Origin of the sequence: Allobosea sp. WAO (genome assembly GCF_001509835.1) — a bacterium.
Taxonomy (GTDB): Bacteria; Pseudomonadota; Alphaproteobacteria; order Rhizobiales; family Beijerinckiaceae; genus Allobosea.
The window spans coordinates 354,669-375,451 of the sequence record NZ_JXTJ01000008.1; the positions used below are offsets into that span (position 1 = coordinate 354,669).

Annotated in this window: 20 protein-coding genes and 1 other annotated feature; of the genes, 3 read left to right on the forward strand and 17 right to left on the reverse strand. The window is 65.8% G+C overall.

Going from position 1 to position 20,783, the window contains the following annotated elements:
- From hisD to DK26_RS16595, 6 genes are all read right to left on the reverse strand, one after another.
- The gene (gene hisD / locus DK26_RS16570) at window positions 1-1,314 is read right to left on the reverse strand and encodes a histidinol dehydrogenase (protein WP_066474743.1); all 1,314 of its coding nucleotides are present in this window, start codon (window positions 1,312-1,314) and stop codon (window positions 1-3) included.
- An 87-nt stretch (window positions 1,315-1,401) separates the two neighbouring features.
- On the reverse strand, window positions 1,402-2,451 hold the full coding sequence (locus DK26_RS16575; RefSeq protein ID WP_066474744.1) for an ABC transporter substrate-binding protein: 1,050 nt from the start codon (window positions 2,449-2,451) through the stop codon (window positions 1,402-1,404).
- A 32-nt stretch (window positions 2,452-2,483) separates the two neighbouring features.
- On the reverse strand, window positions 2,484-3,644 hold the full coding sequence (locus DK26_RS16580; protein ID WP_248309999.1) for a DegT/DnrJ/EryC1/StrS family aminotransferase: 1,161 nt from the start codon (window positions 3,642-3,644) through the stop codon (window positions 2,484-2,486).
- An 85-nt stretch (window positions 3,645-3,729) separates the two neighbouring features.
- Window positions 3,730-4,527: an ABC transporter ATP-binding protein gene (locus tag DK26_RS16585; protein WP_066474748.1), complete on the reverse strand. Its 798-nt coding sequence runs from the start codon at window positions 4,525-4,527 to the stop codon at window positions 3,730-3,732.
- A gap of 11 nt (window positions 4,528-4,538) precedes the next feature.
- Window positions 4,539-5,327 carry an ABC transporter permease gene (locus DK26_RS16590; protein WP_066474750.1) on the reverse strand — a complete coding sequence of 263 codons (789 nt, stop codon included), beginning with the start codon at window positions 5,325-5,327 and terminating at the stop codon, window positions 4,539-4,541.
- Window positions 5,328-5,331: 4 nt separating this feature from the next.
- Window positions 5,332-6,042 (reverse strand): ABC transporter permease, encoded by a 711-nt coding sequence (locus tag DK26_RS16595; protein WP_248310000.1) that lies wholly within the window; start codon window positions 6,040-6,042, stop codon window positions 5,332-5,334.
- Between the two features lie 230 nt (window positions 6,043-6,272).
- Between DK26_RS16595 and DK26_RS16600 the strand changes: the two genes are divergently transcribed.
- From DK26_RS16600 to DK26_RS16610, 3 genes are all read left to right on the forward strand, one after another.
- Window positions 6,273-7,292: a LacI family DNA-binding transcriptional regulator gene (locus DK26_RS16600; RefSeq protein ID WP_066474755.1), complete on the forward strand. Its 1,020-nt coding sequence runs from the start codon at window positions 6,273-6,275 to the stop codon at window positions 7,290-7,292.
- A 229-nt stretch (window positions 7,293-7,521) separates the two neighbouring features.
- Window positions 7,522-7,577: a sequence feature (sul1 is cis-regulatory element that is thought to sense ions involved in sulfur or methionine metabolism; They are found in Alphaproteobacteria), on the forward strand.
- Window positions 7,578-7,650: 73 nt separating this feature from the next.
- Entirely contained in the window at window positions 7,651-9,129 is a 1,479-nt protein-coding gene (locus tag DK26_RS16605) for a SulP family inorganic anion transporter (RefSeq protein WP_066475548.1), read from the forward strand.
- Between the two features lie 396 nt (window positions 9,130-9,525).
- Window positions 9,526-10,419 carry a LysR family transcriptional regulator gene (locus DK26_RS16610; RefSeq protein ID WP_066474757.1) on the forward strand — a complete coding sequence of 298 codons (894 nt, stop codon included), beginning with the start codon at window positions 9,526-9,528 and terminating at the stop codon, window positions 10,417-10,419.
- On the opposite strand, the gene DK26_RS16615 is transcribed toward DK26_RS16610, so the two are convergent.
- From DK26_RS16615 to DK26_RS16665, 11 genes are all read right to left on the reverse strand, one after another.
- Window positions 10,407-11,402, reverse strand: a complete 996-nt coding sequence (locus DK26_RS16615; protein WP_066474764.1) for an alpha/beta hydrolase — start codon at window positions 11,400-11,402, stop codon at window positions 10,407-10,409. The genes DK26_RS16610 and DK26_RS16615 overlap by 13 nt on opposite strands.
- Window positions 11,399-12,121 carry a DUF4405 domain-containing protein gene (locus tag DK26_RS16620; RefSeq protein WP_066474766.1) on the reverse strand — a complete coding sequence of 241 codons (723 nt, stop codon included), beginning with the start codon at window positions 12,119-12,121 and terminating at the stop codon, window positions 11,399-11,401. Before DK26_RS16620 ends, DK26_RS16615 begins: the two co-directional genes overlap by 4 nt.
- Window positions 12,122-12,129: 8 nt before the next feature.
- Window positions 12,130-12,609, reverse strand: a complete 480-nt coding sequence (locus tag DK26_RS16625) for a cytochrome P460 family protein (protein ID WP_066474769.1) — start codon at window positions 12,607-12,609, stop codon at window positions 12,130-12,132.
- 9 nt (window positions 12,610-12,618) lie between these two features.
- Window positions 12,619-13,083, reverse strand: a complete 465-nt coding sequence (locus DK26_RS16630) for a cupin domain-containing protein (RefSeq protein WP_066474771.1) — start codon at window positions 13,081-13,083, stop codon at window positions 12,619-12,621.
- Between the two features lie 8 nt (window positions 13,084-13,091).
- Window positions 13,092-13,508, reverse strand: a complete 417-nt coding sequence (locus DK26_RS16635; protein ID WP_066474774.1) for a carboxymuconolactone decarboxylase family protein — start codon at window positions 13,506-13,508, stop codon at window positions 13,092-13,094.
- 29 nt (window positions 13,509-13,537) lie between these two features.
- Window positions 13,538-14,611, reverse strand: coding sequence for an alpha/beta hydrolase (locus tag DK26_RS16640; protein ID WP_083533275.1), 1,074 nt, complete (start codon window positions 14,609-14,611; stop codon window positions 13,538-13,540).
- Between the two features lie 54 nt (window positions 14,612-14,665).
- Window positions 14,666-15,706: an alpha/beta fold hydrolase gene (locus DK26_RS16645; RefSeq protein WP_248310020.1), complete on the reverse strand. Its 1,041-nt coding sequence runs from the start codon at window positions 15,704-15,706 to the stop codon at window positions 14,666-14,668.
- 460 nt (window positions 15,707-16,166) lie between these two features.
- On the reverse strand, window positions 16,167-16,988 hold the full coding sequence (locus DK26_RS16650; RefSeq protein WP_066474777.1) for an ATP-binding cassette domain-containing protein: 822 nt from the start codon (window positions 16,986-16,988) through the stop codon (window positions 16,167-16,169).
- 10 nt (window positions 16,989-16,998) lie between these two features.
- A complete protein-coding gene (gene fhuF / locus DK26_RS16655) occupies window positions 16,999-17,823 on the reverse strand; it encodes a siderophore-iron reductase FhuF (protein ID WP_066474779.1) in 825 nt (274 codons plus the stop codon).
- Window positions 17,820-19,817, reverse strand: a complete 1,998-nt coding sequence (gene fhuB, locus DK26_RS16660; RefSeq protein ID WP_083533277.1) for a Fe(3+)-hydroxamate ABC transporter permease FhuB — start codon at window positions 19,815-19,817, stop codon at window positions 17,820-17,822. Before fhuB ends, fhuF begins: the two co-directional genes overlap by 4 nt.
- On the reverse strand, window positions 19,807-20,748 hold the full coding sequence (locus tag DK26_RS16665; RefSeq protein ID WP_066474784.1) for an ABC transporter substrate-binding protein: 942 nt from the start codon (window positions 20,746-20,748) through the stop codon (window positions 19,807-19,809). Before DK26_RS16665 ends, fhuB begins: the two co-directional genes overlap by 11 nt.
- Between the last annotated feature and the right edge of the window lie 35 nt (window positions 20,749-20,783).

The following is a 20,783-nucleotide window of genomic DNA, read 5'->3' on the forward strand; positions in this document are numbered from 1 at the left end:
TCACGCCTCCACCGGCTGGCCGAGATCGACATTCGAGCCAGGGGCGTACTTCGCCATCCGCGCATCGCTGGTGCGAGCATGGGCCTCCATGCCTTCCAGCCGCGAGATCCGCGCCGAGGCCGGGGCGATGCGCTGGCAGGCGGCGCGGTCCATGCGCTGCCAAGTCAGAGGCTTCAAGAACTTATGGACCGAGAGCCCGGCCGAATAGCGGGCGGCGAACTTGGTGGGGAGGATGTGGTTGGGACCGGAGACCTTGTCGCCGAAGGCGACATTGGTTTCCTCGCCGAGGAACAGCGAGCCGTAATTGGTCAGCCGTGCATGCCACCAGTCGAGATCGGCGCAATGCACTTCGAGATGCTCGCTGGCATAGCGGTCCGAGACCGCGACCATCTCCTCGCGTGTGTCGCAGAGTACGATCTCGCCATAGTCGCGCCAGGCCGCGCCGGCCGCGTCGCGGGCGGTCGGCGGCAGCGCCGCGATCAACTCCGGCATGAGCTTCGCCACCTCCTCCGCGACCCGCCGAGAACTTGTAATCAGCCAGGCGGGGCTCTCATGGCCGTGCTCGGCCTGCCCGACGAGATCGGTCGCGACGATCAGCGGGTCGGCGCTGTCATCGGCGAGGACCGCGACCTCGGAGGGGCCGGCGAACACGTCGATACCAACCTTGCCGAAGAGCATGCGCTTGGCTTCTGCGACGAACTTGTTGCCGGGACCGACGATGATGTCGGCCGGGCGGCCGGTGAACAGGCCGAACGTCATGGCGGCGATCGCCTGCACGCCACCGAGGCACATGATGATGTCGGCGCCCGCCACCGTCATCGCGTAGAGGACATGGGGATGGATGCCCTGACCGCGATAGGGCGCCGAGCAGGCAACGACGGTCTTGACGCCCGCTGCCTTGGCAGTAGCGACCGACATGTAGGCCGAGGCGATATGGGCGTAGCGGCCGGTCGGGACGTAGCAGCCGGCCGTGTTCACAGGCACGAGCTTCTGCCCGAGATGCAGCCCCGGCGACATCTCCAGCGAGAAATCCCGGCAGGAGGCGCGCTGGGCCTCGGCGAAGCGCCGGACCTGCCCGGCAGCGAAGGAGATGTCGTCCTTCACGTTCTGCGGAATGTCCTGGATGCGCTCGGCGATCGCCGCCTGGTCCAGGACGATCGGCCCGTCCCATTTGTCGAGCCTGGCCGCATAGTCGCGCACGGCCTGCTCGCCCCCGTTCTCGATCGCAGCCAGCATCTCGGTGACGACCGCGCGGGCGGTGTCGGTTTCCGTCTCGGGCGTCTTGGTGGCTGTTTTCAGATGCGTGATCGCCATGGCGCTGTCCGCTTCGGTCAAAAAAGGTGGGGAACGCGATGGCGGCCCGGAGGGCGCCGCCATCGCCATGCTTGGTCTAATCTCAGGTCACTTCTTGTCGAATTCGGTGGCGAAGGCCTTGAGCTTCGGGTCCGCCGCGACACGCTTCAGGAAGTCGTCGGTGAGATAGTTCTTGGTGTCCGGGTTCGACGGGATCGTGCCGACCTCGGTGATGAACTTGCCGATCTCGCTGAACCAGCCGTCGACGGTCGAGGCCGCCGCGCCGCGTGCCATCAGCTTCAGCTGCTCGTCGAGCCCGAAGGTCGGACGCAGCGCGAATTCTTGGTCCATGGCGCGGGCCGTGACCTCGAGACCGCCATGCTTGTAGAAATCCAGCGCGAGCGCGCGCGCCTCGGCCGGGTTGGCCTTGGCCCAGGACCAGCCGCGCAGGAAGACTGCGAGGAACTTCGCGACATCGTCCGGCCGTTCCTTGGCGAACTCGGCCCGCACGATCAGCGCGCCCGGCACGATTGCGTTCGCATCGGCGCCGGAGCAGAGATATTTGGCGTTGGCGCGGTCTTCCAGCGTGTAGGTGTTGGGCGCCCAGACGCCGGCGACGTCGCCATTGTTGGAGGTGATAGCGGTGATGATCTGGGCTTGGCCTAGATTGACGAACTGCATGTCGCCATGCGCCAGGCCGAACTTGGTCAGGCATTTGCGGGCGGAGTAGTCGACGGTCGAATTCGTCGTCAGCAGCAGCTTCTGGCCCTTCAGCGATTTCGGGTCGGCCTTGATCGCGTCGAACTTGTCGCCGCGAACCATCATGGCGTTGGTCTTCGACTCGTCATTGGTCAGGCCGATCGTCAGGATGTTGAAGCGGACAGCGCCGAGCACGGCTGGCACCGAGCCGGTACCGCCGACATCCCATGACTTGGCAGCCGCCGCCGCGATCTGCGGCGCACCGGCCGGGAAGGTCGAGAAATTGGGGGTGAGGCCGACCTCCTTCCACCAGCCTTTCACCGTGGCGTAGTGGAAGGGCAGCGCCCAGTAGAGCGAAGGCTGGTAGCTGACCCCGATCGCGGTCTGGGCTTGCGTGGGCGAAATCGCCGCGCAAGCGAATGTGGCGGCGACGGCCAGTCCGGCAATGATGCGTCTCATCTTCGTTCCTCCCTGTTGTCGTTGGCCCGGTCTCAGCCCGTCCTGGCTCGCCCGGTTTCCCCTGCCTCCGCTCGTGTGGAGACGATGGTCTCGATGGCCTCGCGCAGGATCTCGGCGACTAGGTCGCAATCCTCGTCGGTCAACGACAGGGGCGTGCGGATATCGCAAAGTCCGGCCAGAATTGCGTGTGTCTGCTGCATCGCCCCCTGGTCGCCGGCATAGCGCCAATGGCGCGGTGCGCTGGTGAAGCCACGCTGCCGGCCGGCGCCGAACCATTTGATCGGCAGACCGCGGGCGGCGCAGCGATCGAGCATTGCGGCAATCTCGCCATCCGTGAAGCCGAGCAGCGAGAACTGGACGGATGTCGCGGAGTATCGCTGCCTCGGCGAACGCGGCGGCAGGCGAACATGCTGTGAGCGTGCGATGGCGCTGGCGATCCGGTCATGAATCGCGTTCCAGCGTGCGACCCGGCGCGGCAGGTCGCGCAGTTGCGGCCGCAGAAGGGCGGCGGCGAGCGCCGTCATGCGCATGCTGAAGTTCGGCGTCCTTTCTTCCCAGCCGGCGATCACGTCGGGCCCCGGCGCACTGAGATGCTGTCCGTGCAGCATGTAGCTGCCCGAATGAAGGATGGCGCGTGCGGCGCGGTCGGCGTTGTCGAGGGCGAGAAAGCCGCCTTCTCCGGCGTTCAGATGCTTGTAGGTCTGGGCGCTGAAGGCCGCCGCCTCGCCAAAGGTTCCGATTGCCCGGCCGCCCCACTTGGCGCATAGGGCATGCGCGCAATCCTCTACGAGCACCAGCCCGAGTTCGTCGCAGGTGCCCATCACCGCATCCATGTCGGCGATATGGCCGCGCATATGGGACAACAGCAGGATGCGCGCGCCCGAAGCGCGTGCCCTGCGCCTCAAATCGTCGCAATCGATGACGTAGTCTGCGCCGATCTCAACCAGAACGGGCCTGGCCCCCGCATGGAGGATGGCGCCAGGGACAGGCGCGAGCGTGAAGCCGTTGACCAGTACCGGGTCACCGGGCTGCACATCCAGCACCTTCAGCGCCAGGCACAGCGCCGCGCCGCCGGAATTGACTGCCACGCAGTAACGTCGAGCAACGAGGGCAGCGAATTCCTGCTCCAGTACCGCGACGTCGTTCTGGTCGGCGCCCATTTCGCCATAGCGGAACAGCCGGCCCGAGCGCATCAGTTCGCAGGCCCGCGCTATGCCGGCCTCCGGTATCGGCTCCGGCTCGGTCAGGTCGCGCTGCAGGCGCGGCAGCGAGGCGAGATCAGCCGCCATGGGGACCCTTCTCCTCGCGCAGCGATTTCCAGATCTGGGTGCGCAGATGGACGAAGGATTCGAGGTCCATCACGTCCTCGATCTTCTGCAGCCGGTCCCAGTTCTCGGCCTCGCGGATCGAGCGGATATCGAGCACTTCCTTGATGCGGCCCGGGCGCCGCGTCATGATCGCGACCCGGTCGGCGAGATAGACCGCCTCCTCGACCGCGTGAGTGATGAACAGCACGGTGCGCGGATTGACGCGGGCGAGTCGTACCAGCTCCTCCTGCATGACGACGCGGGTCTGAGCGTCGAGCGCGCCGAACGGCTCGTCCATCAGCAGCACTTCGGGATCGAGCACATAGGCGCGGGCGATGGCGACGCGCTGCTGCATGCCGCCGGAGAGTTGATGCGGGAAGGCGTCGGCATGGCTCTCGAGGTTCATCAGCTTCAGAGCGCCGGCGACGAGCTCGTCGCGTTCCGCTTTCGGCAGCTCCTTGTTGCGCAGGCCGAGCTCGATATTCTGGCGCACCGTCTTCCAGGGAAACAGCGCGAACTGCTGGAACACCACCGCACGATCCGGACCCGGCTTGGTGACCGCCTTGCCGTTGACACTGACGATGCCGGCGCTCGGCGGCTCGAAGCCCGCGACCATTCTGAGGCAGGTCGTCTTGCCGCAGCCGGACGGCCCGACGATCGCGACGAACTCCTTCTCGCCGATCTCCAGATTGATGTCGTCCAGTGCCTTCACGCCGGAACCGCGCGGCCCGAAGACCTTGTCGACCTTGTCGAAACGGATCGATCCCATCGTCTAGCCCTTCAAGCCTCGAGGCCGCGGCGGCGACGCAACCACGCCTCGCCCTGCCGCAGCAGGATGTCGATCAGCATGCCGACGATGCCGATCGCGGCCATGCCGGCCATCACTGTCGGCGTCGCGACATTGGCCTGCGCCTGAACCATCATGAATCCGACGCCGGCGGCTGCGACGATCAGCTCCGCGCCGACCAGCGACTGCCAGCCGAGGCCGGCCGAGACGCGCAGGCCAGCCACGATCGAGGGCGTGGCCGCCGGCAGCAGGATCTCCAGGATCATCCGCAGATGGCCGGTGCCGAGCATGCGCGCCGCCTCGATCAGGCGCGGCTCGACGAAGCGGGCGCCGCGATAGGCGTTGATCAGGCAGGGCGGGAAGGCGCCGGCGAAGATGATCAGGACGGGCCCGCCGATGCCCGTGCCGAACCAGAGCGCGGCGAAAGGTACCCAGGCGATCGGGGCGATGAAGCGCAGGCCGTCGAAGAGGGGCGTGACGATGTCGTCAAGCAGGCGGAACCAGCCCATCAGCAGGCCGAGCGGCACGCCGATGCCGGCGGCGAGCAGCACGCCCAAGGCGTAGCGCTGCAGGCTGGAGGCAAGGTGCTGCGGCAGCGTCGCACCGGCGAAGGGTGTCGAGCTGAGCTGGAGGGTCCGCATCAGCACGTCGAGTGGCGAAGGCAGGAACTGCCGGGGCACGATCCCGGAGACCGAGAGCAGGGTCCACAGACCGATGAAGCCGGCGAGCCCGAGCAGCCCCCATGCCAGCTTCTCGCCCAATCGCAGTGGTGCGTGGCTCATGGCCTCAGTCTCTCCCCGCCACGTTCCAGGCGAGCGCGCGGCGCTCGGCGAGGCCGAGAAGTAGCGTCGTCGCCCAGCCAAGGATGCCGACGGTGACCATCCCGGCGAGGATCATGCCGGGGTAGATGTCCTGCTGCGCCATGTTGAGGACGAAGCCGATGCCGACCAGCGCCCCGACCAGCTCGGCGGCGACCAGCGTCGTCCAGGCCGCCTGCAGCGATAGGCGAAGGCCGGTGAAGATCATCGGCGACGCCGCCGGTGCGATGACCTCGCTGACCAGCCGCCAGCGCGGTGTGCCGAGCATGCGCGCTGCCTCGATGATCGGCCGGTCGATGTTGCGGACGCCGGCAAAGGCATTGATGACCGCGGGGACGAAGGCCGCGAACCAGATCACCATGATCTTGGCGGCGTCGCCGAGGCCGAGCCAGAGGATCGCGAGCGGGATCCAGGCCAGCGGCGGGATCGGGCGGATGATCAGGAAGATCGGGTTGATTGCCGCCTCGGCCCGCCGGCTCCAGCCCATCCACAATCCAAGCGGCACGCCGGTGGCGATCGCTACGAGGAAGCCGAGGACGACGAGCCGGACGCTGTGGAAGGCATGGTTCGCAAGCTCGGCGCCAGCATAGCCGCGCGTCGCGATCTGGTTGAGCGACTGCCAGAATTCGGTGGGCGAGGGAAAGCGGCCGGGCGAAACCAGGCCCGTCGCCGTCGTCAAGACAAACCACAGCAGCAGCGTCGCCGCTACCGAGGTCAGACTGACCCATCCTCGCCGTCCTATCATCGCGCTCCTCGTGCGCCTTTCTATGAAAGCGCTTTCAGTTAACTTTCCAGATCGCAATCCGCATGTCAACATGCGCTAATAGATGAATATATTCGGTTCGAGCGCTTGTACCTGGCTTGGCTTTGGCGCTACGGTCATGAAAGAACTTTCATCAGGGAAGGCCGATGGATGGTCGCCGCATCAAGTTGAGCGATGTCGCGCGCGATGCCGGCGTGTCGCCTGCAACCGTGTCGCGCGCGATCGCGCAGCCGGAGCTGGTGTCGCCCGAGACGCTGGCCAAGGTCATGGCCAGTGCGCAACGCCTCGGCTATCTGCCGGATGGCGCGGCGCGTGCGCTTGCCTCGGGCCGCTCGATGACGATCGGCGCAATTGTGCCCACACTGGACAGCGCCATCTTCGCCCGCGCGCTCCAGGCGATGCAGGCCACATTGGCGCAGTCCGGTTATCTGCTGCTGGTCGCCTCGCACGAGGCCAACCCAGCGGCCGAGACGCAGGCGGTCCGGGCCCTGCTCGGGCGCGGCGTCGACGGACTGATGCTGGTCGGCGCGGAACGGGCCCCGGAAACCACCGCCTTGCTGAGAGCGTCTGGTCTTCCGGTCGTGCTGACATGGTGCGGTGACGGACATTTCACGGCCGTCACCATCGATAATGCCCGCGCGGGGCGCCTGGCGGCCGAGCATCTCATCGGACTCGGACATCGCCGTATCGGCGTGATCGTCGGGCAACTCCGATTCAACGATCGCCAGAGGGCGCGTCTCGATGGTGCACGACAGGCGCTGGTCGCGGCTGGGCTGTCGCTGCCCGATTCCTTGGTCGTCGAGCAGGCGCTTACTCTTGCCGGCGGGAGAGCCGGCTGCGCGATGCTCCTGGATCTGGATGCCCCGCCCACCGCGCTGATAGGAGGCATCGATGTGTTCGCCATCGGCTGCCTCGAAGAAGCGCATGCACGCGGCATGGCGGTACCCCAAGACCTGAGCGTGGTGGGGATCGACGGGTTGGACATGTCGGCGCACGTCTCGCCGGGGCTAACGACCGTACACGTTCCCACGGGCCAGATCGGCAACCTCGCAGCGCAGACCCTGATGGCCATGATCGGACATCAAGCAGTCGACAGCGAGAGGGTCCTGCCCGTCGAGCTCGTGGTCCGACGGTCCTCTCAGCAGCTTCCCGTTCGGTCGGCTTGAATGCCGCGTCAATCGAATTGCGTCACGCACACCCGTCCAACGCCTTGCCGAATTGCGCCACTAGCAGACTCTGGCTCATTCCTCGGGAGCGGACCTTCGCCCTGCGGCCGCCTCACGACTGGAACCGGCCCGAAGCGAACGCGTCATGGGTCAGTTCTCAGGTCCAGCGGTTATCGGCGGATTGCCCGTTGTCCCTCGTGATCGGGTGGCTATAACGGTCCCCACAAACCTCGGACCCGGTGTAACTCCGGGTGGCTCTTCCGGCCGCCGATCCGCCGGACAACGCAACAGGCTGTCCAACGTCAATTGTCAGGTCGCACCGCCAGGTGGACCGATGGCGATGCCTTGCGAGATCACCATGCTCATAACCACCCTTCGGCGCGAATGGCTGACCAATCCGCCGCGCGAACTTCTTGCCGGAGCCGTCGCCACTTTCGCTCTTATCCCCGAGGTCATCGCCTTTTCCTTTGCCGCCGGCGTCGACCCGCAGGTCGGGCTCTACGGCTCCTTCGTTATCGGCATCGTGATCGCCTTCGCTGGCGGGCGTCCGGCCATGGTTTCGGCAGCTGCCGGCTCGGTCGCTCTGGTGGCGGCACCGCTCGTCGCCTCGCACGGCCTGTCCTATCTTTTTGCCGCCGGCCTGCTTGCCGGCGCGCTCCAGATCGTCTTCGGGCTGCTTCGACTTGGCGTACTGATGCGCTTCGTCTCGCAATCGGTCCGCACCGGCTTCGTCAACGCGCTGGCGATCCTGATCTTCGCTGCGCAGATGCCGCATCTCCTCGGCGAGGGCTGGCACACCTATGCGCTCTTCGCCGTCGCGCTGGCGCTGATCTACGGCGTGCCGCGGCTGACAACCGCCATCCCATCGCCGCTGATCGCCATCGTCCTGCTCACGGCCGCCGCGAGCCTGCTCCAGCTGCCGGTGAGAACCGTGGCCGATCTCGGCCGCCTGCCCGAGGCGCTGCCAGTATTCGCCTGGCCGACCGTGCCGGTCAGCTGGGAGACGCTGCGGATCATCGTCGGCCCGGCCGTTGCCATCGCCATGGTCGGCTTGCTCGAATCGCTGATGACCGCCACGGTGGTCGACGACCTGACAAAGACGCCGAGTTCCAGGGACCGCGAGTGCACGGGCTTGGGCCTCGCCAACATGGCGTCGAGCCTGTTCGGCGGCATCGCCGGCTGCGGCATGATCGGTCAGACCGTCAGTAACGTGAAGTATGGCGGGCGGGGCCGGCTCTCGACGCTGTTCTCCTGCGCCTTCCTGCTGGTCCTCATGGTCGCGCTGAAGCCTTGGGTCTCGCAGGTGCCGGTGGTCGTGCTGGTTGCGATTATGGTGATGGTCTCGGTCGACACCTTCAACTGGTCCTCGCTCAGGGCCGTCGTCGCGCATCCGCGACTGTCGAGCACGGTGATGCTGGCAACGGTGGCGGTCACGGTGGCGAGCCACAATCTCGCGCTCGGCGTTCTCGTCGGCGTGCTGCTCAGCGGTGTCTTCTTCACAGTGAAGGTCGCGCGGCTGATGCATGTCGCCCCCGAGGGTGATGCCGCGGCCGGCCCGCTGACCTATCGCGTCACGGGCCAAGTCTTCTTCGCCTCGGCTGACGCCTTCAGCGAAGCTTTTGACCTCGATGCGGCGGGCGAGGCCGGCGTGCGTGTTGACGTTTCGCAGGCACACTTCTGGGACGTCACGGCGGTCGCCGCGCTCGACAAGATCGTCGGCCGCTACCGGGCCAATGGTATCCCCGTGGAGGTCGTGGGGATGAACCAGGCCACCGCGACGATCGTCGAGCGCCTCGCTGTTCACGACAAGGAACGACCAGCGTTCTCAAAATGCTGATACCGCAAGGTCAAAGCAGCCACTCACGGATTTTTTGCGCTGGTGGCCGGCCCACGCTCTTGAGGCCATACCTTGAGATGGCTCACGCACAGGTGCGAACGCAGAGCGCCATGAGCAGACCTTGGCGCATTGCCCAGGAGCAGACGTTGCGAGTAGGCGGGCCTGACTTCCGCTCCCGCCTCGTGCCAGACATTGGCGGCGAGTCCGCACTGCGTTTCAGGATCGCTCTTCGCGACCTGTCTCGGGCCGTTCAATTTGGCGATGGGCCGCGCCGCCGAAATCGAAGCCGGTCGGCTGCGGCTTCAACAGGCGCAAGGCGATGTGTTGTGGCCAGCCGGTACCCGCCACGACAGCAAGGAGCTATAATTCGAGCAATCTCATAAGGTTCTCTAATTAATGGCGCAGCCAAACTTCAACGACCTCGCCACCTTCGCCATGGTTGCGAAGGAGCGCAGCTTCACCAAGGCCGGTGCCAAGCTGGGCGTTTCGCAGTCCGCGCTCAGCCAGACCATCAAGGCTCTCGAGGAGCGCCTCAAGCTCAGGCTTCTGACGCGCACGACCCGAAGCGTCGCCCCCACCGAAGCCGGTTTGCGGCTTCTCGAAACCATCGCGCCGCGCTTCGACGAGATCGAGGCGGAGATCGCGGCACTTGGCGAGTTGCGGGGCAAGCCGGCCGGGACGATCCGCATCACGGCCGGAGAACATGCCGCGATCTCGGCCCTGCAACCCGCCCTGAAGGGCTTCTTACTGGATCATCCCGACATCAAGGTCGAGATCATCGTCGACTATGGCCTCGTAGACATCGTGGCTGCTGGGTATGATGCGGGGGTACGCTTGGGCGAGCAGGTCGCAAAGGACATGATCGCCGTGCGGATCGCGCCCGAGATGCGTATGGCCGTGGTCGGATCGCCAGCCTATTTCACGCGCTACGGAATTCCGGAAACGCCACAGGACCTGACCTCCCACAACTGCATCGCGTCTCGTCTGCCCACCTATGGCGGCCTGTTTCCCTGGGGCCTCGAAAAGGACGGGCGCGAGGTCAAGGTGCGTGGCGAGGGGCAGCTCGTGTTCAACAGCCTCGCGCTCCGCCTGAGTTCGGCGCTCGATGGCCTCGGCCTAGCCTACCTGCCGGAAGACCAAGCGGTCCCGCATATTCGCACGGGAAAGCTCATACGCGTGCTTGAGGACTGGTGCCCGCCGTTTCCTGGCTATCACCTTTACTATCCAAGCCGGCGGCATTCCTCCTCGGCTCTCTCCCTGCTGGTCGATGTCCTGCGCTACCGAGGTTGACGCTGCCAGAACCGAATAGCCTCTCCGATCCAGCCCTCCGCGCTGGTGCCGATGCCCGGACCGAAGCCATGCGCGACAGCCGGGTAAATCCTGTAATCGGTCTCGGCGCCCATGCTACGGAGAACGGCGATGCGCCGCTCCATCGACACCGGCGGCGCAATACCATCGCCCGCGCCGACCACGGCGAGGGTGGGCGGCTCGGCGGTCCCGACGTCTGCATGGGCCGTATAGGCCATGATGACGGCCGCCGGCCGGGGCACGTCGGGTCCGCCGAAGCGGGCCGCACCGTGGCTGCCGATGAACGCCGCCATGCGCGCGCCGGCCGAGCTGCCCCAGAGCGAGTATCCGCGGGTTTCGACCTCGAATTCGGCGGCGTTGCGAAACACGAGGCCGATCGCGGCCGCGAGGTCGCGGGTGGCAATCTCGCCGCTCAGTCCGACCCGGTATTTCAGGACGAAGGCGTTCAACCCGGCCCGGCTGATTTCGGCGGCATAGGGAAAGCCTTCATGGACGGAGCCGACATAGGCGAAGCCGCCTCCCGGGGCGATGATCGCGAACGGTGCGCCGGGCTTGCCGCGCAGGAAGAAAAGCCCCGCATGTGACTTGCCGGGGTCGGCGCGTCGCTCCTCGTCGTCATAGAGCTCGTAGAAGATCCGCCGGCCACGACCTGCGTCCTCGATCAGCCGGTTGAGCGCGCCAACGATCGAGGGAATATCGACCTGGGTATGGTAGGGCAGCAGGCTGCCGATCGTGGAAAGCCTGGCGTTCTCGTCGAATACGCGATCGGCCCAGGGCAGGATTCGCCGGCCGAAGCCGATAAATGCCGGGTGAGAGACCAACTGCCCCAGGGTGCTGTCGGTTGTCAGTGGCTGATGCGCCCCTGAACCGGAGCGCTGCGCAGCCGTCTGGGACGATGCCTGCGTCGAAGCCGAGCATAGCGCTGCCGCGGCGAGCCACTCGCGCCGGGATAGACGCGTGGTCATGGTGATACGGTCGTCGGAACTGGCTGGGCGTCGCGGCTTGGGCGGCGGCCAGGGCGGGCGAAGTCGATCAGCTTCATCGTGTAGTACGTCCCCGACATGACCAGCCCCGCGATGGCGCCGACATGAATGAAGAAGCCCGCGACCGACTCTTCGAAGTTCCACCAGTCCAGGCTCATCTGCATCGTCAGCTTCATGCCGAGGCCCAAATCGAGGCAGCTCCAGACGCCGTGGACCGCCACCGCGCCCGTGACCGCGCGCAGGATCAAGGTCCGGATCGGACTGGTCCCGCGAATGCCGAAGGAAACTCTCGCAAGACCCATGAGTATCGGCCAGCGCAGGCCGAGATGCACCGCCACGATCACCAGAACCCAGTAGGCCGCGACGGTATGGATCTGTCGCACGGTGAACCCGCCCCAGGGCGGCAGGAAGGAAGCGAGCGCATTCGAGATCAGGATGCTGGTCGCCAGCAGCGCCAGCATGGCAAGCAGGAGCCCGCCGGTGACGAGGATATTGAAGAGGCTGCGGGGTTCGCGCCGTGTCTTCGGAAGATTGCCGTACCAGCGACGATTGAAGACGTTGTGCGCGATCAGCAGCAAGAACATCAGCGTGCCCGCGAGCTCGTGCGCGACATTGCCGAGCCACCAATAGGACAGGCCGAACACGAGAAGGACGGCCGCGAGACCGTCCAGCCAGAGACGAAGGGCGAAGAACCGGCTCATCGTAAGGCCTATTCGACCGGTTCGCCGTTGAAGCGCGGGATCCGGTAGGCGGTGTAGAGATAGTCGCTGCTGGCCTGGCTGCTGTGGCAGCTCGCGCAGCGCGCCGTATTCTCAGCGGTGTTGATCTTTCCGTCCGGCCAGAACCACTGGTACTGCCAGTCGCCAGTCCGGCGGCGCTCGTCGTAGTCGGCGCCCCAGCCCTCACCCTTCTCCATGACGAAGTAGCGGAACAGCTTGCCATCCCGGTAGTCGACCAGGACGAAATGCGTGCCCGACGGGATGGGCTGGCGGTTCTTGACCGCCTCCAGCGCCTGCGGCGTCGTCATGATGTGCTCGGTGACGTTGCCGCGCCGCACTGTGGTGTAGTGGACGAGCTTGTCGAGATCCGGGAGCGTCGCGCGGGTGGCTTCGGCATGGACCTGCCAGCCGGCAGCGAGAACGACGCTCATCGCAGCAGCCGCAAGAGCTGCTTGTGTAGCGAATTTCATGGGGGATTCTCAGCGGCCGTATTGCTGGTCGGAAACATGCTCCAGCCAGTCGACGGTCTTTCCGTCCTGGGACTCGGAGATGGCGATATGGATCATGCCGGAAGCCGGCGTGGCGCCATGCCAGTGCTTCACGCCCGGCGGAATCCAGACGACGTCCCCGGGCCGGATCTCCTGGATTTCTCCGCCCCAATGCTGCACCCGGCCGACACCCTCGGTGACGATCAGCGTCTGGCCGAGCGGGTGGGTGTGCCAGGCGGTCCGGGCGCCCGCCTCGAAACTGACCGTGCCACCACCGATGCGGGCCGGTGACGTGCCTTGGAAACGGCCCGTGACCTCGACCTTGCCGGGGAAGTTCTGCGCCGGGCCCGCCGCGGGCTTCTGCGCGCCGGCGCGTTGGACGACGACCCGGTCGCTTTGAGCAAGCGCAGCGAAAGGCAGCGCCATAGCCGCGAAGATCAGAGCAGGAGCGAGCATGTCAGGGCTCATTTCTGCTTGAACACGTCGCGGGCGACACCGATCGCCGCGATGGCGTTCGGCCAGCCGGCGTAAAAGGCGAGCTGCGTGATCGCCTCGACGATCTCTTCTTCCTTCACGCCATTCGTGCGCGCCAGCGCCATGTGCGAGCGAAGCTGCTCTGGCCGGTTCAGCGCGATCAGGGCGGCAACCGTGATCAGGCTGCGGTCGCGCTTGGCCAGCCCTGGCCGTTCCCAGATGTCGCCGAACAGCACATTGTCGGTGAGTTCGGCCATCTTCGGGGCGACGTCGCCCATGAGTTGCTGCGCACGGGACGGCGGCTTCGCCGTCGCCGGCTGAGACTGGTTTTGCGCTTGGGCTGAGCCCTCGAATGGCGCCGCGCTGAGGAGCAGGGCGGCGACCGACGCGTTGCGGATGGTTCGCATGACAGACCTCGTTCGGGTTGGAAGGGTGTTCAGGTTCGGCCGGACGGGAGCGTCCGGGCGAAGAACGGGGTCAGCTTGCCCATGGCCGCATCGACGTATTTCGGCACCCAGTAGGTCTCGATATGCGTCGCGCCCTCGATCTCGAACAGCTCCTTGTCCTTGGTGCCGGTCGCCTTCGCGAAGGCGTCCTTGGTCATGTAGAGGCTGTCGGCCTTGCTGCCGGCGATCATGAGCAGGGGCTGGTCGATCAGATCGATCTGATCCGTGGCATCCCAGCGCATCAGGTCCAGCAAGCTGTTGGTCGTGTACTTGAACGTCGCGTTCGGATGGGCGTGGGTCTGCCAGTAATACGCATACCCCTGCCGGTACATCTCGAAGGGCAGCTTCGCGATCTGCTCGTCGGTCAGGTTGGCGTCGCCCGAATAGAGTATCTCACCACCGGCGACTTCTTGCGCGCGCGCCTGGGAGACTTGCCGCAGGCGATCCTGGACGGTGTTCAGTTGCGAATCCGCGAAGCCGTTACGGCGAACACGCCCGGAATTGAACATGCTGAGCGTTGCGATCGACTTGAACCGCTTGTCGGCCTTGGCTGCCGACAGCGCGTAGCCTCCGCCGCCGCAGATGCCGAGCAGCCCGATGCACGCGACATCGACACCCGGATAGCGGGTGATGAAGTCCGCCATGCCGTGGATGTCCTCGATCCGGTTTTGAGGCTTGTCCACGCTGCGGGGCTGGCCGCCGCTGCCACCCTGATAGGCGGCGTCCGCTGTGATTGCGATGTACCCCTCGCCCGCTAGCCGCTGCGCATAGAGGCCCGCGACCTGCTCTTTCACGCCGCCATTCGGATGAGCGACGACGATCGCCGGATAGGTCTTGTCGGTGCTGTATCCGGCCGGGGTGTAGACGTTGGCGACGATGTCCAGACCACCCAGCTTGTAGTTCACGGGAAGGATATCGACCTTGCCTGGCTCGTTGCTCGTGATCGCATCCCGATAGACGAGGCCAAAGGGGTTCTTCTTGTCATCGGCGCTGGCTTCGCCGGTCGCAAAGCCAGCGGCCGCGGCGGCAACGGCCGTTGTCAGGACCGTTCGACGGTTCATCATGGTCTTCCTTTCGAATTAGGTGCTGTGGACGCCGGGCGCGCGGCGCCGCCGGCGTCAGTCGAGCTTCTTCTCGGCCAGGAACTTCGAGACCTGATCGGCGATCTCGAGGTTGTTCAGATCGGAGAAGGGGAAGTGCGTGTTGCCGCGGATGCCGATCTCGGGGAGGTGCACGAGGCGCGCATCACCGCCATGCCTGTTGACGACAGCGACCCAGAGCTTCGCCATGGCGAGCCGCACCCGCCAATTGTCCTGCCCGCGCTCCGTCGTTGGCTCGACCGGAAAATTGTCGCCGTAGTAGATGACGATCGGGATGCGGGTGAGTTTTTGGAAATCCGCCAGCGGGACCGCCTCGGGCGACAAGGTCCCGGCAGCGTTCGGCATGGCCGGGGGCAGTTCGCCCTCCGGGAAGATGAAGCCGCTGCCCGGCTCGAAAGCGACGATGCCTTTGACGGTGGCGCTCTTGATCGCGGTCAGCCAGCCCGGACCGCCGCCTTGGGAATGGGTGAACAGGATCGCCGGACCGGTCTTGGCGAACAGCGCCGCCATCGCGTTGGAAATGACGCCGGCGTCGTAGGGGCCGGTATTTGGCGTGACCGAGCGGAAGAACTGGTCCAGCGTCTCGGGCTTGCGGTCGAACTGGACGTTGTCGAAGAGGTTCGGCCATTTCCCGAGCCGGAACTGATCGAATAAGAGCTGGTCATAGGGGGTGGGTTCGATCGTCGTCCCAACCGTGCTGTTGCCGGCACGCCCGCGACGCGGTTGGTCGACGAGATAAACTGGGAAACCGCGGCGCAGGAACAGGGTCTGGAAGCCCTCGCGCCCATCCGAGGTTGTCTCCCAGCTTCGCGCCGACTGGAAGGCGCCGTGCAGCATGACGATCGGCAGCGCCTTGGGATTCTGCGGAACCTGATAGAAGGCATAGAGATGGTCGCCATGCAGGCTTTGCCCTTCGGCCGTGGGTTCGTCGTTCGTGAAGGTTCCAGGGGTTCTCACCACCGTGCCGCCGACAGCGAAGCTGCCTTGATCCAGGATCGTCAGGGGCGCGGGCTTGGCTGCCGATTGAGCGAGCGCCGTCGCCGGGCCCATAAGGCCCATCGCGAGAAGGAATGGCGAGATAAGGAGTTTCGTCTCGATGGAAGGCATTCGCCCCTCGTTTGCTTCATCAGCTCGCGAAGAACCTAGTCACCTGCCCACTCTTCGATTAGCCATCTGGATTCAATAGGCTTCATAAGGTATGCTAATTAATACGTCGACGATCCTGGGGAGCTCGATGTCTGCGTGCCAGGAGACGGCCAAGTTTTCTGACCGGAGCGCGGAGACTGGGCGAAGAAGATTCGGCGACCGACAACATCCCCCAAGCCGGGCCGTTGCGATCGGAGTTTCAGCTACTCGTCGGCCATGCGCCAAGAGCGGACTTTGAGGTTCTGCCGGAAAGCGGACGTGACAAGAAGCGAGAGCCACCTTCAAGTGCCAGTCGTCTAGCGAAAAGGATGGCCGTTCGGCGAACCCTGGAGATTGGGAAACAGGCGAACGGGCTGGCTTTCTGAAGAAGCTCTCAGCGGGCAAATGCCAGCCGCTGACCATTCCTCGGGTGAGCCAGTATCTCCATCTCGACCCCGTAGATCCGGAGCAATTCGTCGCGCGTCATGATTGCGGCGACCGCGCCTCGCGTAATCACATCCCCGGAATGCAGTGCGATGATCTCGTCGCAGAAGCGTGCTGCCATGTTGACGTCGTGCAGGACCGCGACGACGCTGAGCCCGCGCTCGCGCGAGAGGCGTTGCACCAATCCGAGCGTTTCGAGTTGGTGGGAGAGATCGAGCGCCGAAATCGGTTCGTCGAGCAGCAGGCATCCGGTGTCCTGGGCGACAAGCATGGCGAGCCAGACGCGCTGGCGCTCGCCGCCGGAAAGCGTGTCCACCAGACGATCGGCGAAACGCTCGACATCGGTCAGCGCCATCGCCTCCGCCACCTTGTCGCGATCCCCCTGCCGCAAACGCCCGAGGGCGCCGTGCCAGGGATAGCGGCCGAGGGCGACCAGTTCCCGAACCAGCATGCCCGTAGCCGGCGGCGGCTGTTGCGGCAGGTAGGCAACCTTGCGGGCGAACCCCCGGTCGCTCCAGTCGCCAAGTGCCTTGCCCTCGAACCGAACGGTGCCGGCGCTCGCCGGCTGCTGACGGGCAAGGATCTTGAGCAATGTCGATTTACCCGAGCCATTGTGCCCAATCACTCCGACGCAGCGACGCGCCGGCAGCGTCAGCGATAATGACCCGAGAAGAGTTCGGCCGGGAACGGAGAAACCCAGCCCGTCGAGCTCGAACAGTGGAGCGACGTCGCTTGCAGGATCGGCGGCAGAGAGGGGACGCAAGGACTGCATTCGGAACGCTCTAGGATGAAAGCGGCGCGATAGGCGCGTCTGGCTGAGGCGTCGTTTCCGCCAAAGGCCGAGGAGCCAGTACCGTCGCGAGCGGCCGCCGTGCCGGGCAGTCCGCGCAGCTCGAACGGCCCGGAAGTCCGCTGCGAAGGCAGCAGATTCGACGCTTCGGGAAGAGCTTTCGATCCTCGCTCCGCAGGGTGACGAAGCTGCGGATCGGGTTGCGAGTGCCATCCGCGAGCACATCTGCCGCAAGGTGCAACGCGGCCTCTCGCGACCTGCAGGGATCACCGGCGACGGCTCCGACGGCCCAGGCCAGGTAACCGGCGGCGTTCTGCCAGAGCAGTTTTGGCGCGAGGTCGGTCACGCCGGAAATCGCCCGAACCATGATCGCAAGATGCCCGCAGACGAAACCGGCAATCTCGTTTCCTTGGCCCTTGGCAACTGGTGTGATCGCAGCCAGCGTACAGGCCAGCCCTACGGGCGCCCCGTCATCGGCGAGGCGCAGCCCCATAGCGTCGAGCGAAGAATTGATCACTGGCCCCGGCACCAACTGCGAAGCGATCACGGGGGGCACGACGAAGGCGAAATACAGCTGCGACCAGAGCGAGGCGACCGTCCGCCTATCGCAGCCCGGATATCGGCTTGCGAACCGATCGATGACGTCGGCGAGCGTCGGCAGATCGGCCAGGTCCACAGCCCGAGACACCTCATCTCCACCGTAGTCGGGCAGCACCTTCCCTTGGTACCAAGACAAGTCTCCAATCAGCACCTCGTCCAGCCTGCGGGCCGTAGCGAGACTCGGGTTTTGCTGCGGCCCGTGTGCTCCCGCGATCATCGGCGTGCCCTTCGCAGCAGGTTCAGCACGAACGGACCGGCGAGAAGCGTCGCCACGATCCCGGTCGGAAGCTGCCAGGGAAAGATCACGATGCGGGCGATCCAGTCGGCCAGCACCATCAGGGCACCGCCGATCAAGCTGGTTGCGATCAGCTGCGGCATGACACGGCGAAAGCCGAGCAATCTCCCCAGATGAGGGGCCATCAGGCCAATGAAGGTGAGCGGGCCCACGATGAGCGTCGCGCCTGTGGTGGCAATCGCTGCGATGAGCAGCACCGACAGGCGGCTCTTGCCGAGACCAAGGCCGAGCCCTCTCGCGATACCGCTTCCCAAAGGCAGGATATCGAGCCAGCGGGCCGTCAGCGGCGCGACGAGCAGCAGGATCGCGGCCAGCGTCAGCGCCAGCGCGGCACCCGATGGCGTCACCCGGTGGGTCGAGCCAGCCATCCAGGACACAAGGCCCCCGAGCCGGGGATCGCCGCTGGTCATGGCGAGCGCCGCGAGCCCCGAGCACAGGGTCGCAATGGAGACGCCGGTTAGGACAAGGCGCTGAGGGGCGAAGGAAGACCGCATACCGACGAGCAGGACGCCGGCGAGCGCCAGTGTTCCGCCCATGCTCGCTGCAAGGATGGTCCATCCCGCATCGACGGCGGGCGCGATGAGCAACAGGACGATCAATCCAATCGACGCGCCGGCCGAGATGCCCAGAATCTCCGGCGCGGCCATCGGATTGCCGGTCAGCCGTTGCATCAGCACGCCGGCCACTCCCAGCATGCTGCCGGCGGCGAAGGAGGCTGCAATCCTGGGCACTCGCCATAACCACAACGCGGAAAGTTCCTGGATCGAGCTCCAGTGCCAGCCGCCGTGGTCGCGCCCCATGAAGATCGCGCCCAGGACGGCGGCGAGAATGATGCCGATAAGACAAGCGAGGAAGGCCGACCTATGCCCTGCGTCAAAGTGGACTGGCGGCGGCGCCGGTAGGTCGGCCTTCGCCGAGGCGCGACCAGACAGTCCAAGAAGCAGCAGCGCGCCCATCACCGCCGTGGCAACGCCGGTAGGAATCTCCTGTGCCAGAGGCAGGATCTGCGCGATCTGATCAGTCAACGACAGTATCGCCGCGCCGTAGAGCGGTGAACGGACCAGCCTTTGCTGAAACGTCCGAGCGCCCGACCTCCTGGCGAGTGCAGGAGCGGCCAGTCCGACAAAGCCCAGCACGCCCAGGCTCGCGACGACGGCGGTCGAAAGTAGCAAGGCGAGCAGCAATGCGGCGCCTTGGACCGCCGCGAGCGGCACCCCGAGGCTCCTGGCGCCGCTTTCCTCGATGTCGAGAACCGACAATACCCTTGCCAGCAAAGCCGTGGCGGCAGCGCCTGCTATCAGCACGATAGCCAGCTTCGCGGTATTGCCCCAGCCGCTTTGGAGCAGCGACCCGCTCTGCCAGATGAACAGCTCGGTCAGATAGTCATGGTTGAGCACCACCAGCGCCGATGCTCCGGCACCGAAGAACAGCGACACGAGCAGACCTGCCAGGATGACGGAAAGCGGCGAGAAGCGGCGGCCGCCAGCCGCTGCGAAGACGCAGGCCATTGCCACGATGCCGCCGCACAGGGCGATGGTTTCCCGTCCAAAGTCGAGCAGCATCGGCGCAAAGAGCGTTGCCGCGACCAGCGCCCCATGCGCGCCGGCAGAAATGCCGAGCGTCGTCGGGTCGGCCAGCGGATTGCGAAGCACCTGCTGGAGGATGACTCCCGCGAGGCCTAGGATCGCGCCTGCAATGGGCGCAATGAAGATCCGCGGCAGCAGCGCGTGATGGAACGCCATCTGGCGGGGATCGCTCGCCTCCGGCGCGAACAAGCCCATCATCCATTGCGACGGCTGCAACTCTCCCCAAAGACCAACGAGCGCGAGGCATGCGGCTGCAAGCCCCATGAGCGGCAGGATGCCGCCGGAAGATGGTGCAGCCAGCCATGAGCCACTATCGATCTCAGCCCGCATGGACAACTCCACGCGCAACGATGCTGTCGAGCTCGCGCGCCAGGCGCACGGCCGTCGGAAGCCCACCGAAAGGAAAAAGGTCCGGAATACGCGCCACACGGCCGGCCGCGACCTGCGGCAGGCTTTGCCAAAGCGTGCTCGCCGCAAGCAATCGCAGCGCTCGCCTGGTGCGCGGCCCCTGATCGACGAAGACGATCCGCGCCTCCGGCGCTTCCGCAAGCCGTTCGATGCCGATTCTCGAAAATCCCCAGATCGAAGCCGTCGGCCTGGTCCAAGCGTTGCGAATTCCGCAGCGTTCCATGGTCTCGCCGATCAGGCCGCCTTTCGCGTGCACCGTGACATGACGGCCATCCGGCTCCAGAACGGCCACGATCAGCCCCGGGCGGATCGAAGCGGCAAGGCTTTTTGCTATCCCATCGAAGACCCTCGCAGCCTCTACGATCACAGCTTCGGCGGCCGCTTCCCGCCGGACGGCGGAGGCGACGCGGCGCAGCGCAGCCTCGGCGGCTGCGAGTGGTGATAGGCCCGTCCCATGGAGTGACATCGCCAATCGGGGAGCGATCCGCAGCTCCAAGGCTTCGTCCGGACCTCGCTCCGACGAGACGATCAGCAAGTCTGGCTTGAGGCTTGCCAGCAGTTCGAGATTTGGCTGCCAGCGCCCGCCGAGATCGGCGGCGGAGCTCGGCAGCGGCGCGTGCGCGAACTGCCGGCGATACCCAGCGCTGTCGGCAACCGCGACGGGGGCGACGCCCAAAGCAAGCAATGCTTCGGCACCGGACCAATCGAGGGCGGCGATGCGAACCCGGCGCGCCGCGTCCGCCCGCGCGGTATCAGCGGGCAGCGCGGCCCCGGCCAAAGCCAGCGCCGCGAACGCCCGGCGTGTCAGGCCGGAAGAGCCTGCCGAGAGCACCTGCCTCACGGCGGTTTCCATCGCTCGACTCTACACGAACGGGTCCAGGCTGAGGC

Bases quoted from the DNA above. Each gene is read 5' to 3' on its own strand.
- hisD (WP_066474743.1), bottom strand. From the start codon at position 1,314: ATGGCGATCACGCATCTGAAAACAGCCACCAAGACGCCCGAGACGGAA.
- DK26_RS16575 (WP_066474744.1), bottom strand. From the start codon at position 2,451: ATGAGACGCATCATTGCCGGACTGGCCGTCGCCGCCACATTCGCTTGC.
- DK26_RS16580 (WP_248309999.1), bottom strand. From the start codon at position 3,644: ATGCGCTCGGGCCGGCTGTTCCGCTATGGCGAAATGGGCGCCGACCAG.
- DK26_RS16585 (WP_066474748.1), bottom strand. From the start codon at position 4,527: ATGGGATCGATCCGTTTCGACAAGGTCGACAAGGTCTTCGGGCCGCGC.
- DK26_RS16590 (WP_066474750.1), bottom strand. From the start codon at position 5,327: ATGAGCCACGCACCACTGCGATTGGGCGAGAAGCTGGCATGGGGGCTG.
- DK26_RS16600 (WP_066474755.1), top strand. From the start codon at position 6,273: ATGGATGGTCGCCGCATCAAGTTGAGCGATGTCGCGCGCGATGCCGGC.
- DK26_RS16605 (WP_066475548.1), top strand. From the start codon at position 7,651: ATGCTCATAACCACCCTTCGGCGCGAATGGCTGACCAATCCGCCGCGC.
- DK26_RS16610 (WP_066474757.1), top strand. From the start codon at position 9,526: ATGGCGCAGCCAAACTTCAACGACCTCGCCACCTTCGCCATGGTTGCG.
- DK26_RS16615 (WP_066474764.1), bottom strand. From the start codon at position 11,402: ATGACCACGCGTCTATCCCGGCGCGAGTGGCTCGCCGCGGCAGCGCTA.
- DK26_RS16620 (WP_066474766.1), bottom strand. From the start codon at position 12,121: ATGAGCCGGTTCTTCGCCCTTCGTCTCTGGCTGGACGGTCTCGCGGCC.
- DK26_RS16625 (WP_066474769.1), bottom strand. From the start codon at position 12,609: ATGAAATTCGCTACACAAGCAGCTCTTGCGGCTGCTGCGATGAGCGTC.
- DK26_RS16630 (WP_066474771.1), bottom strand. From the start codon at position 13,083: ATGCTCGCTCCTGCTCTGATCTTCGCGGCTATGGCGCTGCCTTTCGCT.
- DK26_RS16635 (WP_066474774.1), bottom strand. From the start codon at position 13,508: ATGCGAACCATCCGCAACGCGTCGGTCGCCGCCCTGCTCCTCAGCGCG.
- DK26_RS16640 (WP_083533275.1), bottom strand. From the start codon at position 14,611: ATGATGAACCGTCGAACGGTCCTGACAACGGCCGTTGCCGCCGCGGCC.
- DK26_RS16645 (WP_248310020.1), bottom strand. From the start codon at position 15,706: ATGGGCCTTATGGGCCCGGCGACGGCGCTCGCTCAATCGGCAGCCAAG.
- DK26_RS16650 (WP_066474777.1), bottom strand. From the start codon at position 16,988: ATGCAGTCCTTGCGTCCCCTCTCTGCCGCCGATCCTGCAAGCGACGTC.
- fhuF (WP_066474779.1), bottom strand. From the start codon at position 17,823: ATGATCGCGGGAGCACACGGGCCGCAGCAAAACCCGAGTCTCGCTACG.
- fhuB (WP_083533277.1), bottom strand. From the start codon at position 19,817: ATGCGGGCTGAGATCGATAGTGGCTCATGGCTGGCTGCACCATCTTCC.
- DK26_RS16665 (WP_066474784.1), bottom strand. From the start codon at position 20,748: ATGGAAACCGCCGTGAGGCAGGTGCTCTCGGCAGGCTCTTCCGGCCTG.